General features: G+C 46.1%; 9 protein-coding genes. 6 read left to right on the top strand and 3 right to left on the bottom strand.

Annotated elements, in window-relative coordinates; genetic code table 11:
- Window positions 1-124 precede the first annotated feature (124 nt).
- From V202x_RS00365 to V202x_RS00350, 4 genes are all read left to right on the top strand, one after another.
- Window positions 125-1,249, top strand: coding sequence for an alpha/beta hydrolase (locus tag V202x_RS00365; RefSeq protein ID WP_197993143.1), 1,125 nt, complete (start codon window positions 125-127; stop codon window positions 1,247-1,249).
- Between the two features lie 90 nt (window positions 1,250-1,339).
- Window positions 1,340-2,101 (top strand): class I SAM-dependent methyltransferase, encoded by a 762-nt coding sequence (locus tag V202x_RS00360; RefSeq protein ID WP_145170149.1) that lies wholly within the window; start codon window positions 1,340-1,342, stop codon window positions 2,099-2,101.
- Window positions 2,102-2,783: 682 nt separating this feature from the next.
- The gene (locus V202x_RS00355) at window positions 2,784-5,858 is read left to right on the top strand and encodes a sigma 54-interacting transcriptional regulator (RefSeq protein ID WP_145170147.1); all 3,075 of its coding nucleotides are present in this window, start codon (window positions 2,784-2,786) and stop codon (window positions 5,856-5,858) included.
- A gap of 643 nt (window positions 5,859-6,501) precedes the next feature.
- Window positions 6,502-7,791, top strand: coding sequence for a polysaccharide pyruvyl transferase family protein (locus V202x_RS00350; protein WP_197993142.1), 1,290 nt, complete (start codon window positions 6,502-6,504; stop codon window positions 7,789-7,791).
- A 157-nt stretch (window positions 7,792-7,948) separates the two neighbouring features.
- Here the strand turns inward: V202x_RS00350 and V202x_RS00345 are convergent, their stop codons facing one another.
- The 3 genes from V202x_RS00345 to V202x_RS00335 all read right to left on the bottom strand — a co-directional run bounded on the left by V202x_RS00345 (window position 7,949) and on the right by V202x_RS00335 (window position 13,194).
- Window positions 7,949-8,431, bottom strand: coding sequence for a transposase (locus V202x_RS00345; protein ID WP_145170143.1), 483 nt, complete (start codon window positions 8,429-8,431; stop codon window positions 7,949-7,951).
- Window positions 8,432-8,545: 114 nt separating this feature from the next.
- Window positions 8,546-12,358: a hypothetical protein gene (locus V202x_RS00340; RefSeq protein ID WP_145170141.1), complete on the bottom strand. Its 3,813-nt coding sequence runs from the start codon at window positions 12,356-12,358 to the stop codon at window positions 8,546-8,548.
- Window positions 12,359-12,660: 302 nt separating this feature from the next.
- Complete coding sequence (locus tag V202x_RS00335) at window positions 12,661-13,194, bottom strand: NADPH-dependent FMN reductase (protein ID WP_145170139.1); 534 nt, start codon at window positions 13,192-13,194, stop codon at window positions 12,661-12,663.
- A gap of 195 nt (window positions 13,195-13,389) precedes the next feature.
- Here V202x_RS00335 and V202x_RS00330 point away from each other — a divergent pair, with 195 nt between their 5' ends.
- Together V202x_RS00330 and V202x_RS00325 are read left to right on the top strand one after the other, a co-directional pair.
- On the top strand, window positions 13,390-14,703 hold the full coding sequence (locus V202x_RS00330; RefSeq protein ID WP_145170137.1) for an Nramp family divalent metal transporter: 1,314 nt from the start codon (window positions 13,390-13,392) through the stop codon (window positions 14,701-14,703).
- Window positions 14,704-14,962: 259 nt separating this feature from the next.
- Window positions 14,963-16,000, top strand: coding sequence for a TlpA family protein disulfide reductase (locus V202x_RS00325; protein WP_232098745.1), 1,038 nt, complete (start codon window positions 14,963-14,965; stop codon window positions 15,998-16,000).
- The last annotated feature ends 12 nt before the right edge of the window (window positions 16,001-16,012 follow it).

Raw genomic sequence — 16,012 nt, 5'->3', positions numbered from 1 at the left:
CTCAACTCTTTCCTATCTCATCTCTTCAAAGACATTTGCAATGAAACCTTCCCCGATAAGCCTGTTGGTATTGTTCTGCCTCTGCGCATGTCTCTGCTTTTCCTGTCAAACAATGCGCTCCAAAATGGATTTGATCTACACCGGAAAAGTAACTGGGGCTTTGTCCCAGCAACTGGTAGAAACCTATGCTGATTCTCTCAAAGATCCAATCGCCGCGGAAAAAACAGATGAATTTACGAGCTGGAAAATTCTGTATGCTACAAATCGGTCACCCGAAACAAATTCTGAGGGTATGACTCGCTACGCAAATGAATACGGAACTGAGTTGGCATACGGTGCAGGCCAGGTGCAAATATCTCGAAAGAATAAAAGTGACCTGAAAACCAAGGTGATACAAACATTATGGCAGGGAGCACCTGCTCCGGAAGGGCAGGTCAAAATCGCTTCATTAACTCCAGCAAATGAAGCGCCTTTTTTTGAAAATTTAAACACGCTGATAGAACGTTCGCCCCAAAAAGATGTCTTCCTGTTCGTCCACGGATTTAACGTCAACTTTTCAAGTTCTCTCACGCGTGCCGCTCAAATTGCCAATGATCTCCCCTTCAATGGCGCTATTATCTGTTACAGTTGGCCTTCACAGGGAGGGGTAGAAAAATATCTACTCGACGGAGAGGTCGCTAACGCAAGCGTTGAACCGATGGCTCATTTTTTGGAATCATTAGTGAATTCGGTACCTCCGGGAACAAAAATCAATCTCATGGTGCACAGTATGGGAAACCGTGTTGTGATGCGTGCCTTGAACCGTTTACCAGAACACTTTACAAAAATAAAATCATTTCAAAATGTAATCTTAGCTGCTCCTGATGTCGGTGTTTCTGAATTCAAAGAACTAGCCCCTGCCATTATCGCGCAATCAAACCGTGTCACACTCTATTCAGGCTCCGGGGATGTCGCGCTGGTAGCATCTAAGGCAGTCAACCAGGAGCGCAGGGCGGGGGATTCCCGTGAACCGCTTATTATGGAAGGCATTGAAACGATTGATGTCTCTGCAGTCGATACCAGCTTTATGAGTCACTCCTATTATGGCAGTAACCGCGCTGTATTGAGCGACCTCTTCTCACTGATTAAACAAGATACTTCGGCCTCAAATCGAAAATGGCTCATTTCTAAAAGCTATCTCGGCATGAACTATTGGGCCTTTGATAAAGAACCACCTGAAATCAAAAAAGTCCGCTCAACCAGCCTTTGAGCACAGTGATTTTCCGTGTGATTAAAAACTCAGGCGTTATACTATCGCAAGTATTTTGTATCATCCCCTCTCTCCGCTCAGGGTAACGGCATGAAAGATTCGAAAACCCGCTTTTCTGACCGTGTTGAAAATTACACCAAATATCGCCCTGGATATCCCCCACAAGTACTGGAGCTGTTAAAAACAGAATGTGGATTATCTCCCAATTCGCTGATTGCAGACATCGGATCAGGTACCGGAATTTCAACCAGGCTTTTTCTCGACCATCACAATACCGTCTATGGCGTGGAACCAAATGCAGAAATGCGAGCGGCGGCAGAAGCGTTTTTAAAAGACTATCCTCAATTTCATAGCATCGACGCAACTGCCGAACAAACTCATTTGCCAGCTGACATTATTGATTTCATCATCGCAGGTCAGGCATTTCATTGGTTCCAACCTGATCGAACAAAACAGGAATTTCAACGAATTCTCAAACCCCAGGGCTGGGTCGTATTAATCTGGAACGAAAGGCTTGTTGACACAACACCCTTTCTGATCGCATACGAAAAGATGCTTCTTGAATTTGCTACTGATTATCAGCAAATCAATCACACGAATATAACTCTGGCTGAACTCGAACAGTTCTTTGATCCACATCCGATTGAGCATCTCACATTACCCAATCACCAAATCTTCGATTTCCCTGCTCTCAAAGGACGTCTACTCTCTTCTTCCTATTGCCCGAACCTCGGAGAAGCGGGTTATGAAGAGATTATGAAACGCCTGCAGGAAATTTTTGAGGAAAATCAAACTGAAGGAAAAATCATGTTCGAATACAAAACAACTTTGTACTTTGGCCATGTTAAATAAGTGATGGAGCTTGGGGACCTCAAGACTATTCGTCCTCCTTAAAGAAAAATGATCTCATCCAACTTAAGTGGACATTTCCATCAGGTTGAAAACTTGCAATCAGCAATAGTCACTCAAGGCTATCATTCAGCGCATAAAGAAAGCCCTTAAAAAGGCGGTGAATTGTGGACGGAAAAAATTATTTTATGCACTTCACAGAAACTGATAAGCAGGCTGGGTCAGAACTCGCAAATCAGGGGGACCATCTGGAGAATGTCCGTCCAGACCAAATTCCTTTTTAAGGGCCAGGCTGGGTTCAGAAAGCATTCACAATCACGGTTCTGAATGAACCTGTAAACTCCGTTTCTTGACTGAAATAACACTTTCTATAAAGACTTATAGCATACTCTGTGCCAATCCCTGTCGTTTTAAGCTCTTGCCCTCATATCTTCAAATTTTTGTTCAAATATGTTGGATAAAACGTTGAACTCTCAGATTCGTCTTTGTTTTTAATAACTTAGATAATATAGGATGTGTTCCGTTTCGACGATTTTTATACTCATACTTGAAATTTCGGCGCCGAAATGCTCTATTGTTGATAGCCAATGCGTATCAGCGCCGAAAAATCGGCGCTGTTTTGGAGTTCAACACTTTCCGTTATTTCGTTTAGAGACAGCGAAATTCGGTTCTGGAATGAAGAGCTATGAATAAACAAGGGATTCTAGAACGAGCTGTTTTATTCACATGCGGTATTTTGGCCATCATCTACAGCGTGATCGTTTTAGGCTTCGTAACCACCAGTCCTGATCTTCGTCTGCGAGCCATGTTGGATAGTGTCGAAGCGGGACCAGGACAATCCGTTCCTGCAGGAATCGAAATCAAAGCAACTCCGGGAATTGAAAAAACCGGCTCTGCACCTGCTCCAAAAGCAACCGATATTCTTACCAAAATCGGCAATGAGCCTATTCGGACATTCCTTGATTTCTCACAAACACTCAACGAATTAAGGAGCATCGACCTCCCTCCAGGCGGTCAGTTGCAACCCAATTCAGACCCTTCAGAACTCGATGTTCCATTTATGGTCGAAATTCAAGATAGCGGCCGGTATATCAAAATTGAGTATTGGAGTACTGAACAGAAGCTGGCCAGATCTGCCTGGATAAAAATCCAATCCATCCCAGCAGCGGATGTTGCCATTTCACTACTTTGGTTTTCGCTGGAAATTGTGATCCTGGCAATTGGAGCATTTGCATTTTGGATGCGCCCTTTTGACCGGACAACACGTATCTTTTTTATCATGGGAACTATCACACTTGTCGCCTTTATTGGCGGGTACAACTGGTGGATTATCGCGGGAACTCTGGCTCTCAATGTTCCCTTTGTAATTGCAGCCGTACTAATCCCTGCGATTACACTTCACTTTTTTATTACTTATCCTCGCGTGATCCCCTGGTTAGCACAGCACCCTATCGGTTTACTCCGCACTGTTTACTCAATCCCGGTTGCCACAACCCTCCTGCTCGTAGGATGCCTGACATATTTGTGGAGTACTTCGAATATTGGCGACAATGAATCGACTCCCATCGAATATCCGCAACATGTGATTCAAGTCGTTTATGTTCTGCGTTGGACCGTTTATGCTTATATCAGTATTGCCGGGCTCTATTATCTCGCCACTCTTGCAGCATTATTTTATGGTTATCTCAAAAGCCAGAATGCCTACGAACGAAACCAGTTGAAATGGATCGCCCTCGCCGGATTGATCTCAACAATCCCCGTTGGATATTCACTTTACCTGGCTGAATTTGACCGCACTCAGTTTGCTCTGGGCGGTGCGGGAATTCCGATGTTTCTGGCAAGCGTTTCCTTTATGGTTGCCTTCGTCGTGGGAATCATTCGATATCGACTCATGTTGATCGAACAGATTATCAGCCGGGGTATGTTGTTTTATGTGGTGAGTGCGGGTATCTCAATCGTCTACGCCACTGTGATCTCTCTCGGTTCACTTCTAGGCACACAATTGAATCGAGCCCCCAGTACAAATCAGGCTGTGTCTGTATTCCTGGTGATGTTACTTGCCATTTCTCTGTTGTTATGGTCTCGCGACCGAATTCAACGTTTCATTGACCGACGTTTCTTCCGACAGAAATATCAGCTTGATAAAGCGTTAAAACGTATGAATCGTGCAGTCGGACGGCTAGGCGATCAACGATCCATTGCCGATCGAATGCTCACATCCTGTCGTGAAGTGCTCCAGGTAAAAAATGCCGCTATTTATTTACTCAACCCCGATCGTACGCAGTTCGAATTACTGACCGGTTTTCAAATCGAAAATGCACCTTCAACGGTTCCCTGCAATTCTGAACTGCTGGAAGCTCTGGAAGGCGAACTCGCTTTCCAGCGCATTGCAACTGGTCTTTTAAAAGAAGTCTCTCCAGCGCAACATTTGTTGCGTTTGCTGGGATTTGATTTCATTTACAATCTTGAGTTAGATGGAGAATTTGCCGGATTCGTAGCGCTGGGCCAACGAGTATCGGGTAGCCCCTACTCTGCTGAAGATCTCACATTTTTGAACGCCATGGGGCAGATAACCAGCATCGCGCTACACAGCACAAAAATCCATCAAGACCTGCGACGTCTCAATGAAGAAATGAGAATCAAAGTCGAAAAGATTGATGATCAACGCAGGCTCGTATCGATCTTGCAGTCTGAGTTAACCAATTCACAAGAGATTTCCGAGCGTAGCGCTACGACTCACGATATCCAGCGTGGGCTGATTAAAGGCAACAGTCCGGCTATTCGCGCGGTCATGGAAACGGTCCGCAAAGTGGCTAATTCTGAATCAACGGTTTTCATCCGAGGCGAAAGTGGGACCGGTAAGGAACTCCTGGCACAAGCCGTTCATGAAAATAGTGGCAGACGCGAAAGCCCGCTTGTGCGAGTCAATTGTGCCGCACTTTCTCCTAGCTTGTTAGAAAGTGAATTATTCGGTCATAAAAAAGGTGCTTTTACCGGCGCACACGAAGATCGAATCGGTCGCTTTGAAATGGCGCATGGAGGGACGTTATTCCTTGATGAGATTGGTGATATTTCACTCGATACCCAGGTCAAACTCTTACGTGTCTTGCAGGAACGTGCATTCGAACGAGTTGGTGGATCGGAAACGATCCATGTAGATGTTCGTCTCATCACTGCAACTCACCAAAATCTGGAAAAACGAATTAACGAAGGCTTGTTTAGAGAAGATTTGTATTATCGTCTCAACGTCATCAGTATCACGCTTCCCCCTTTAAGGGAACGACGTGAAGATATTTTTGAACTCGCGTTTTACTTTCTCCAACGCACTGCACATCGTATCGGCAAACGGATCACTCACATCGATCCTGACGCCATTGAAGTCCTCGAACGTGCCCACTGGCCTGGAAATATTCGTCAGTTGGAAAATGTCATCGAGCGTGCTGTCGTTCTTGCTGAAGAAGAAGTCATCACGCTCAAAGACTTGCCCGCAGATTTAATAGAAGGAAAAAAACGATTACCAACCCGCGTCATCGAAACCAAACCAGTGGTATCAGAAACAACGCGCCGACTCCCCTTGTCTGACGTGGAAGTCATCACCTTCCCCGGCAGTCAAAACCAGCTCGATGACAACCTATCCGAACCTGAAAAATTGAGAATGGCATTATCAGAATGTCGAGGCAACAAAGCACAGGCTGCCCGCATGCTGGGTATGCCGCGCAGTACTTATTTCAGCAAGCTCAAAAAATATGGCATCAGTTAGTTCTACATCTTCATTAGGATACTTTTCTCATCAATGAATAAAATGAACTAGACTGCCTGTCGCACTTCGCAAAACTCTGAGATCTGCGTCGCGCGCGCGAGGGCATTTTTTTCTTAGCTGAACTCATCGCCCCTCTGTTGATTTTTGCACTATAAAAATCAAGCGAAAAAACCGTATTTCACACATCCCTGCTGACATTGATTCTCCTTGAGCACTACTTTTCAACCTTTGATTTGCATTGTTTTAATACATATCTTGTCACTCAAGTACCATCTTCGAGACAATAACGCGCATAAGTCAATTGAAGATCGCTTGACTGGCTTACGCCGATTCGCATCATGGGGTAAGCCAATCTGGAACAAGTAAAAAAGTAGTAGAATATTCATCCGCTGCGATCCCGTATTACCCAATTGGGATGAAAAAATCTCCATACAAACTCAGAGAGATTGTATGCCATATAACTAAGTCTGCTGAGATGAACATGCAACACGCAATTCAACAAATCAGGTAGCGTTTATCTCCTAAAAAACAAACTTAAAAAAGTGAGAATGATTTTTCACAGGTCCACACACCAGATATGATAAGTACATACGCTGACTTCAAAGTTCTTCACCAAAGCTATCCCACCTGGAGTATCCTTCCCGTGTTTGACCTGACTGCAATCCATCGTCGTCTCTTTTATACTCTGTTCGCACTCCTGCTATTGTTCTCATCAACCCAGGCAGCCGAACCCAAACAAAAAACCATTCTGATCCGCTCCGGATGGCAAACTGTCAACATCGGAGATATCGGGCATACACCCGGCACACTCCGTTACCTGGAAACATATTTGCCAGACGTCAAAGTCATTCTCTGGTTACATAAGACAACAGACGATGTCACTGCCATGCTCCAGAAACGTTTTCCTAATGTGCAAATCGTACAAGGCAGACTCAACTCACGCGGCAAAGCCAACAATCCGGAATTTCAGAAAGCCTTCGATGAAAGCGACCTCTTTCTCTACAATTCCGGCATGCACTTCAACCAATTCTGGAAACCCCCGACCTATGTGATTGAAGCCTGCACCGCGACGAACAAGCCATTCTGTCTGTACGGTCAATCCTTCGATGGCTTTGCTCCCGAACAGGAAGACGAAATGAGTAAGCTGCTATCCCGCGCCGCGGCCATTTATACTCGCGATGTGGAATCGTTCTATTACCTTCGTAAAATTGGTGTTACATCCCCGTCGCTTGCGTTCGGGCCGGACGGCTGTTTTGGCATTGATGTTCGCGACGATGAAAAAGCCAACGCCTACCTCAAAGCCCACGACCTGGCACCCAAAGAATTTATCACTGTCACTCTCCGCAGCAATACGCCCAAAATTGGAGCGAAGAAGGGAACTGTGATGAACCCCACCAAACCGAGCAAAGCAGACCTCGCACAGAATGAACTCTGGACAAAAAAGCTTCGTGAACTCATCACCGACTGGGTTCGCAAGAGCGGTAAGAAAGTACTTCTGGCCCCTGAAGTCAATAAAGAAATCATCCATGCAAAAACGATGATTCTGGACAAACTTCCCGAAGACGTGAAGCCATACGTTGTCAACCGCGATCCGTTCTGGAATGTTGACGAAGCCGCCTCAGTTTATTCCCAGGCCATCGCCGTCGTCTCGATGGAACCTCATTCCTGCATCATCGCCCTCGCCATGGGCACACCGACAATGCATCTGGCCAGCCCCCGCCACGGCCTGAAACGCTGGATGTTTCGCGACATTGGCATCTCCGAATGGTTATTCGATATCGACGCTGATCCCGCGTCACAATTCACAACAGCGCTGTTAAAAATCGACGCCAAACCAAAACTGGCAAAATCCAAAGTCAATCGAGCCATGCACACAGTCAATACCCGCTCGAAAGAAATGATGGGAGAGTTGAGCGAAGTTCTGACTCGGTAAAAAAGAAACGTGCAATCGTTCTAGAAAATTTTCATCTCTTTGAGCGGCATGGCGCTAGCCGCCGGTGTTGCGAATCATATTTGTGACCAGTGGCTAGCGCCGTGCCGCTTAGATACTGGCTTATCAAATTTACGAGACAATCACCCTGACCTGACACTCATTTGTCGCGATTTTTTCGGTCTTGTGGTTCATCGATGTAGACTATAACACGTTCCAGGCTGTTCTCTCCTGCATCTACAATCTGAATGTCTCTTCCTCGCGTCCATACTTTTCCACTTTTTACAGGGTCCGGATGTTGACGTAAAACACGTGTTGCATTTGCCTTAAATTGATCACGAATTTTTTTCGGTGCCAAATTAGCAGTAACAACTACATGAATATGATTGGAACGTACATTGATAGCATGTACTAGCCAGCCACGAATTTGGGCATGTTCATAACAAACTGTTTCTACTTTGTTACGCTGGAGTTGATTCAATAGAACGGGTGGTTCGTTCATTTGATTTCGACTCCATTCTTCAAGCAAAGGCTGAGGTTGTTGATTGCCTTTACTCGTTTTTCTCCATCCACGTTGATCCCCGGGAAGCCATGTCCCGTAGGTAGTCCATGTAATGAAATACGTGAATGGGTCATTCATCATTCAACTCACTACCAAATACGTGAGCGGTACGGCGCTAGCCGCCGGTATTGTAAATCATTTTTGTGACCGGTGGCTAGCGTTATTCCGCACAGATATCTCGTGAATCAGAGGGAATCATAAGCCCTGTTTGCGTTTGAGACGTTCCAGTCGTTTTAGTTCGCGACGTTTATCCCGTTCTTTTTTGCGCGCTTCGCGTTCTTTTTGAATTCGCTCCATTTCTTCCGGCGTTCGTTCGGGAAACAGACCTTGAAGCTGTTGTCCAAATCCGCTTCCTAATACGGCATCGAGCGCATTCACACCCATCTGTTTGGCATAATTACCGACCTGACGCATATCGATCTTCGGCTTCTTCAAAGTCCCTTTAATGGGCAATCGTAAAGGGCGACCGAGAAGCGATTTGAGGACTGGTTTTCCACTGTCTTCTCTAAGCAGATTTGTAAATCCAACTTCGGCAATCAAGTCGAGCGATTCATCCAGTCCCACCGAACCAGTCGTCTTGACAGTCACACCTTTCATCTGAACTTCGAATGGGGAATGATAAACGCGACCTTCAACCATGTGATACTGAACCACTTGATTGTCAACCTGGACCAGTACCGAATCCGGGGCGAGTATACCTCCAGGTCGATTGAGTTTGACAATGGCAAGAATCTGAGTGATCTTCTCCGAGAGCTCGTCAAGCAGTGGACCTGGTCGTACACGAGCTGACTTTACGATGAATGTGCCTCTGGCTTCTCCTTCTGAAGGGTTGTTGATTGGAATGATGGCGAAATCCTGATTCAGGGAAAATTGTCCCTGAATGCTCGTGCTATTGGCCAGCATCGGTGCGACGAAGCGTAGGGAATTGCGAGTCATCTCAGGCGTGAATTGAAAATTCTGAATGACGGCTCCTCGTTCGAGTACGAGCGCTGCAGGTTTGACATCCAGGCGTATCACGGGAGCCAGCGTGAATTGTCCACCACTCACTTGCATGTTAAGAGGTGAAAATCGGATTTGGCCATTTTCAATACGGGCTTCGATATTGGTTTTTCCACTGGTGAGACCACGAATATTCGCTTTGTCCCAGCCGATACCGGCTTCCCCTCTCAGATCGTTGTACTGGTCTGTTGGAGTAAATAACGGTCGTGTGTCAGGCAGTAAAGGCCGCGGTCGTACATTGAAAGAAACATTTTGCAGCTGATCAGATTCAGAACTTCCCAAAGGCCCGTTTAAAGTAAACGGTCGAGTTTCACGGCCGACGATATCGACATCGGGTCCTAATTTGCTGCGTAGGAGCGGCGTTAAATTTTGCCAGTCATAAGTAACTTCACCTGTAAGACGAACTTGTTTTCGAGTCGAGAATTCTCGAATTTCACCTTTTGCTGCCAGATCTAACATTTCTGATTGCACCGACATCTGATTCAACGTGAGTGTGTCTGATTTCAGATCCTGCAGCGTGTCGCCTTCAATGCGCACTTCTGGTTCCTGCCAACTGATGGCCCAACCCGGATTGCGCTGGCTGAAAACCACTTTTTTCTGTGGATTTGAATTTTCTTTTACCGGCGCTTCAATAGCAAAGTCGGCGATAGTGGTGCGCCAGTTTGCCAGGCGTGCCTCTTCTGTGACGACCACATTTGCCTGACCAGTGAGAGCACCATAATATTTCTGAGCCGCAGGCTCAGCAGGATTTTGAAACCATTGGGAAATTTGATGTAAATTACCATTAAACGCAAGGGAGCCCATGAACGAAGGTGTTTTGATTTCTGCATTCGGTAATTGGACTTCCAGTTCTTTTCCATTCACATTAATCGTCGTACTACGATAAGAAAACAGAGATGCCTTGAGTGTTCGTTGTAATCGATTCCAGCTACCCGAGGTTGTAATTGCGGCCCGTGGTTCATCAATCCAGAGGGTGGGAGTATAAATACGGGCGTCTGTGAGATTGATGTTCGTATCTTCGTGAACAATATATTGGTCGCTGATCGAAACTGAAGAGGCAAATTGAACTTCACCGCCGAGTTGCAGATCTTGTTTTGATAAAGGACGTACACGATCTGCCCAGGAAGCAAGTTTGCCCTTCAATTGAATTTTGAACGGCAGCAATTGTTCTTCAATGGAAGCTTCCCGGTTTCTGTTGATTGTCGTAGGCTGTTCCAGTTTCGCCTGGAAGGCATCTTCAGCAGCAATCAAGGTGACGATGAAACGATCGACGTGAATTTGTTCGGGGTCGTTCTTACCCGCTCCCTCTACGGTCAGTTTGAGATTGGGTTCCCGCCAATCACGCCGGTCTGGTAATGCCATCTGCAGATTGTCGAAGTTTAAATAAGATCGCGTTTCCCATGCCTGGTCCTTAATCTCAAACCCGATTTCGCCATTCATTTTTCCTTGTAAGGAAACGGCCTGCAGATCGAAAAACTGATCCAGATGACGGGAGAGCTGATCCAGATTCGCTTCCAGATTGATTGCCAGATGATTGCCATTCCCCGTTCCGGATAATTTCAAAAAGTCTGACTGACATCGCAAGGATTGAATTTCATAGGACTCCGGTTCCTTCGCAATCTGCATCAACAATGACATCGGCTGTTCCCAGCGAATTTCACGTCCCTGATTTCGGCCCGTTAAATCGGATGTCTTCAGTCCGACCATCCAGATGGTTTCCGCTGTCTTTTCAGCTTGATCTGGATCGTGATTGGAGATTTCAAAGTCGATGGTTCCCGATGTAATCTCCATTCCCGGTTTTAAATGGATCGTTTGTGGTAACTGCCGCGCTGCTTCTGCCAGATCCAGATTGCCAGAGAACTTCATGCGCGAATTGAGGAACCCCGCCAGTTTCTCTCGCTTGCTTTCGTTTTGCAGGTCGGCCCAGTTCAGACTGCCTTTTAATGTCAGATTCCCTAACTGAGAATGCGCGTGGGCGTCTTTAAAATGCAATACGCCGTTTGCCGCTAACGCGTCGATATTTCCTTTGGCGTATTCGGTATCGATTTCATCATCACCGATCCACTCGGGGGCACTGAATTGCAAAGGAGCCGCTTCCCAATCCCCTTTCACAGCGAACCGGGGTTCTTCTTTTGTTCCCGACCATTTCACCTGCAGATTGGAGTTTGAGATGCCATTAATCTTTGCTCCTGGTGAGAGAGCACTTACGAGTGGCGTTAAATGATTCAGGTCAAAGAATCGCGTTTTGAACTTCAATGATCCCGACCGTGACTGGTCAGCCTCACCCGCGTTAACGAAGCTGACTATGAAAGCAATCTCTGCAGGATTTTTCAGATCTTCATTTTCGGCAGACGGTTGTTCCCAGTTTCCTTCTACCAAAACCGGTTCTGTGCGGAGCTCAGGTTTGGTGACCGTGACTTGCATCCCTGTGAGATAAGGGACTTCCTCTGAATCTGGTTTGACGACAATCAGATCCAGATCGGTCAGCCGCAGCTTCATTGATTGTTGACTACCCGACGATGTAGAGCCTTCCTGTCCCGGTTCACCTTCGGGATGCTCTTTCGTTCCTTTATTCAGAATCGCGGTGAGCAAGTCACGATTGGCAATCCCCTGATCGTCGACATAAGTCAGACTGGTTACGCCCTCAATGTCAATCTCGCCAACATGCTTACGGTCCAGGGCAAGATCCCAAAGTGTTTTCTGTGTTTTGATTTGACGAATGCGCGCAATGTCCCGACCTTCAAAATCCTGTAAGGCCACATTTTGAAAGATAGCAGGTTGCGTCCAGCCTAGAGAGACTTCTCCCGTACTGATCTCCCCAGGATAGTGTTTGAGAATTCGCGGCAGAATCGAATTTTTGAGTGAGGTGCGCGAAACAATCAGAGGGGCAAACCAGATCAACACACACAGACCGAGAAACAGGACAAATAGAATACGGCCTGACGAGCCTCGCTGCGCCTTTTCATTTTTGGGGGAAGCTTGCTGCTTAGTTGTGTCTGACTGGGCCATAGCAAATCCTGTTTTAAATTTCCGGTTTTAATTCTCCGGTTTCAATTCCATTGTGCAGGAAACAAATTCTCATCCCTGTTTGTCATCGGTGAGCCCACAAATAACTATATGGAGATTTTCATCCAGCGACAACGTGATTTCCAGCAAGATTGGACGTTCGTTCCCTGAAATAGAGGTTTATCACCCTGTCAATAATCCATTTCGGTATTCAATTCTATATAAGCGAATGTCAATGGATGGCTGTCAGCTTATCATGTTTCGTAAATTTTTGGATTATACCACTTCTGATGATTTCAAATAGATCATTCCGCGAGTGACGCGTCGACTTGAATCATCCACATGTCGTTGATCAATAATTCAAACCGCTCCTGGATTGATTCATCGAGCGTTCCCTCTTCTGACCAGTCTGAGTCCTGTGTATACAGAAAACGAGGGACAATCACCGAACGAAAATCGAGCATCAAGTGATTAGCGAATGACATCACTGACATATAGCTACCGCCGCCGCCTGCAGAACAGAGGAAGCTGATGACCTTGTTTGTGAACGAACGGCCCGTCAATTCTATGATATTTTTGGCTGCGGAGTTCACGTCATAACAATAGATCGGTACGGCAAATACAACGTGGGAAGCCTGCTTCACCGACTCAGCGATCCTGGCAATGTCCTCATTTCCCCAACTCTCATTCGTACCGCACATTTCGATATTCAAATCACGGAGATCAAATAACTGGCACTCGACCCCGTCGGCAATAAGATGTGACTCCATTTGACGCGCAAGAATTTGAGATTTCGATTTGGGATTTAAACTGGTCGCGATAATAGTGACATTTTGCATTTACGTTTTGCCTGTTCGATTTGAATATAGTATGGCCTGAATTGACTCATCTTAGTGTTGCTCCCCCTTCCGTGTCTACCACCTGATTTACGACTGATTTGAGTAAATTTTCGTTACGGAACCTCTCTTTTGAGTCCATGTTTGTTAAGATGGCGCGTATTACTAACTTATGTTTAGAAAATACGCAGGCCATTTATGAATGATCAACAGCCCATTAATCCCTTCAAGCGCATTCTCAGAAGTCTCGGTCCGGCGATTATTACTGCTTCGGTGGTACTGGGACCGGGAAGTATTCTCTCTGCCTCGAAGATTGGCCATACCTATGCTTATCAAATGATCTGGGTGTTGGTGATCGCAGTGATCATGATGATTGCGATGACGGCGCTGTCGGCCCGGTTGGGTATTCAATTGGAAGGGACCATTTGTGATGAACTGGCAAAGCGAGCCGGTCGCCCGATTGCGATCGCGACAGGCATTATTCTATTTTTGATCGCCGCCTGTTTCCAATTCAGTAATAACCTGGGTGTACTGGCCGCGGTGGAGCCCTTCATTGACGATGGCAGTAATCTCTCATTAGGAATTATCATCGGCATGAATGCCTTCATCATCATGGCGCTGTATGGCTTCAAACATCTATACGGTCTGATTGAAAAGCTGATGAAGTTGTTAGTCGGCATCATGATGGTTGCGTTTGCCATCAATCTGTTTCAGGTCAAGCCGGACTGGTTGGCGGCGCTGTCGGGTTTCATACCATCAATTCCTGAAGGAACATTCGATACGATTCTGCCAAAGTGGGATGCAGGAGCAGACAAAGTCACGGACCAGATGACGCCCCTGGTCGCCTTGTATGCAACGACTTTTTCCGTAGCGGGTGCATTTTATCAATCGTACCTGGTACGGCAAAAAGGCTGGACCAGAGATAATCTGAAACAGGGCTTAATCGATTCCACGCTCGGGATCAGTGCGCTGGGTTTGATTACGATGATGGTGCTGATCACAGCTGCTACAGTTCTGTATCAGAATCCGGATGTGACTGCTTTGAACTCCGTGTCTGATGTGGCAAAGAGTCTGGAGCCCGCGTTTGGTAAATCGGCGATGGTCATTTTCTCGCTGGGGATTTTCGCGGGTGCCTTCAGTTCCTTTCTGGTGAACGCGATGATTGGTGGCTCGATTCTGGCCGATGGTTTCGGATTGGGTGGCTACATCGATCAAAAGTGGCCTAAGCTGTTCACCGTGTTTGCTTTGCTGGTGGGAATGGCTGTCGCTATTTACACAAAAACAATGGGGCAAAAACCGGTGGGCCTGATTATCTTCGCGCAATCACTGACTGTATTAGGTATTCCAATGCTGGCAGTTGCAATGCTGTGGCTGGCGACCCGCGCCGATATGAAAGGCAAAAACGCGATTCCCGCCTGGATGAAAATCCTGGGCTTCGTGGGTCTGATCTCGTCTGTTTTTCTGGCGCTCAGAACAGCCGTAAAACTGTTACTACCATTGATTAATGGGTAGACTGAGATAGATCCGTTCCTACGAGGATGGCAGACAATTCATGTATCGCGCATGGGTTTTTACAGGAGCGACTCATCTATAAAAAAATTGGATTCTCAATGAAAATATCCCTACAATCGTTCAAGCGATCCGTCGCTTCGAATGAATTTTCAGCATTCTCAAGCAAACAGGGTTACTCATAATGTTATGCGTCCAATACATAATCGCTCTGAATCTCAGAGTAATATTATTCCTGCTTCTTTTCTTGATGTTCACAGCGGTGGTCCAAGCGGATGATAAGCCAAAACGCACGCCAACGGCATATGGCCTGCTTTACAATGAGTGGGAAGCAGATCGTGATGCTCTGGAAAATGATTCTACCCCCAATAATATTGAAGAATTAAAGAAACGTAAGCTGGCTTTGCGAAAGACATACACTCACAAATTCCTGGAACTCGCAAAGAAGCACACTACCGATGACCTCTGGCTTGGTTGCTTCATTTGGGTTAGTGTGCATGGTGAACCAGGACCCGATCTTGATGCTATGATGGATTTACTGCATCGTTATGGAAATAAAGTCGACAATCGGTTTCAACTACAAATGCTCATGTCGGAGCTGACCAAAGTCAAATCAGACCGCCTCAATCCAGCGCTTTCTGAAATCATAAAAAACAACATCTCAGATCAAGTACGCGGCGCCGCACTTTATGCACTTGCTGCACGTACTAAGAAATTAGCAGAGCATACCGGTTCACTAGACGGCTGCAAGCAGGCAGAAACGCTGCTACTGCAGGTGATCGATAATTATCCTGACATAGCAACATATCGCGGCAAAACCGGCGAAAATGCCAAGAAATTACTCAAAGGAATCAGAGGGCCTGTGGCCATCGGAAAGTTGGCTCCTGAATTGATAGGGAAAGATATAGATGGTGCTTCATTCAAACTCTCTGATGAACGTGGAAAAGTTATCGTACTGTCATTCTCTGGTCATTGGTGTGCTCCGTGCCGAGCAATGCATCCGATAGAAAAAGAACTACTCAAGAAATATCCACGAGAGAATTTTAATCTTATTGAAATTAATAGTGACGAGCAGAAAAATCTTAAAAAGGTCGCAGAAAAGACGAAAAATGACGGGCTCACGTGGAAGCTTATTGTTGATGGTTCAAATGGCCCAATCTCTGAGGCCTGGAATGTAACTTCGTGGCCCACCTTCTACATCCTTGATCAAAAACATCAGATTCGTCACAGGGGAGTGGGCAACCTTGGACAGGACCTCACAGCGTGGGTAGATAAATTAATTGATGAACCAAGAGAATAAATAACATGTTTA

The organism is Gimesia aquarii (assembly GCF_007748175.1).
Taxonomy (GTDB): domain Bacteria; phylum Planctomycetota; class Planctomycetia; order Planctomycetales; family Planctomycetaceae; genus Gimesia; species Gimesia aquarii_A.
Note: the sequence above shows the minus strand (reverse complement) of the source record. Positions and strands in the feature narration are given on the sequence as shown.

Coding starts and splice junctions, on each gene's coding strand:
- V202x_RS00330 (WP_145170137.1), top strand. CDS start 13,390: ATGAATGATCAACAGCCCATTAATCCCTTCAAGCGCATTCTCAGAAGT.
- V202x_RS00355 (WP_145170147.1), top strand. CDS start 2,784: ATGAATAAACAAGGGATTCTAGAACGAGCTGTTTTATTCACATGCGGT.
- V202x_RS00365 (WP_197993143.1), top strand. CDS start 125: ATGGATTTGATCTACACCGGAAAAGTAACTGGGGCTTTGTCCCAGCAA.
- V202x_RS00335 (WP_145170139.1), bottom strand. CDS start 13,194: ATGCAAAATGTCACTATTATCGCGACCAGTTTAAATCCCAAATCGAAA.
- V202x_RS00340 (WP_145170141.1), bottom strand. CDS start 12,358: ATGGCCCAGTCAGACACAACTAAGCAGCAAGCTTCCCCCAAAAATGAA.
- V202x_RS00360 (WP_145170149.1), top strand. CDS start 1,340: ATGAAAGATTCGAAAACCCGCTTTTCTGACCGTGTTGAAAATTACACC.
- V202x_RS00345 (WP_145170143.1), bottom strand. CDS start 8,431: ATGATGAATGACCCATTCACGTATTTCATTACATGGACTACCTACGGG.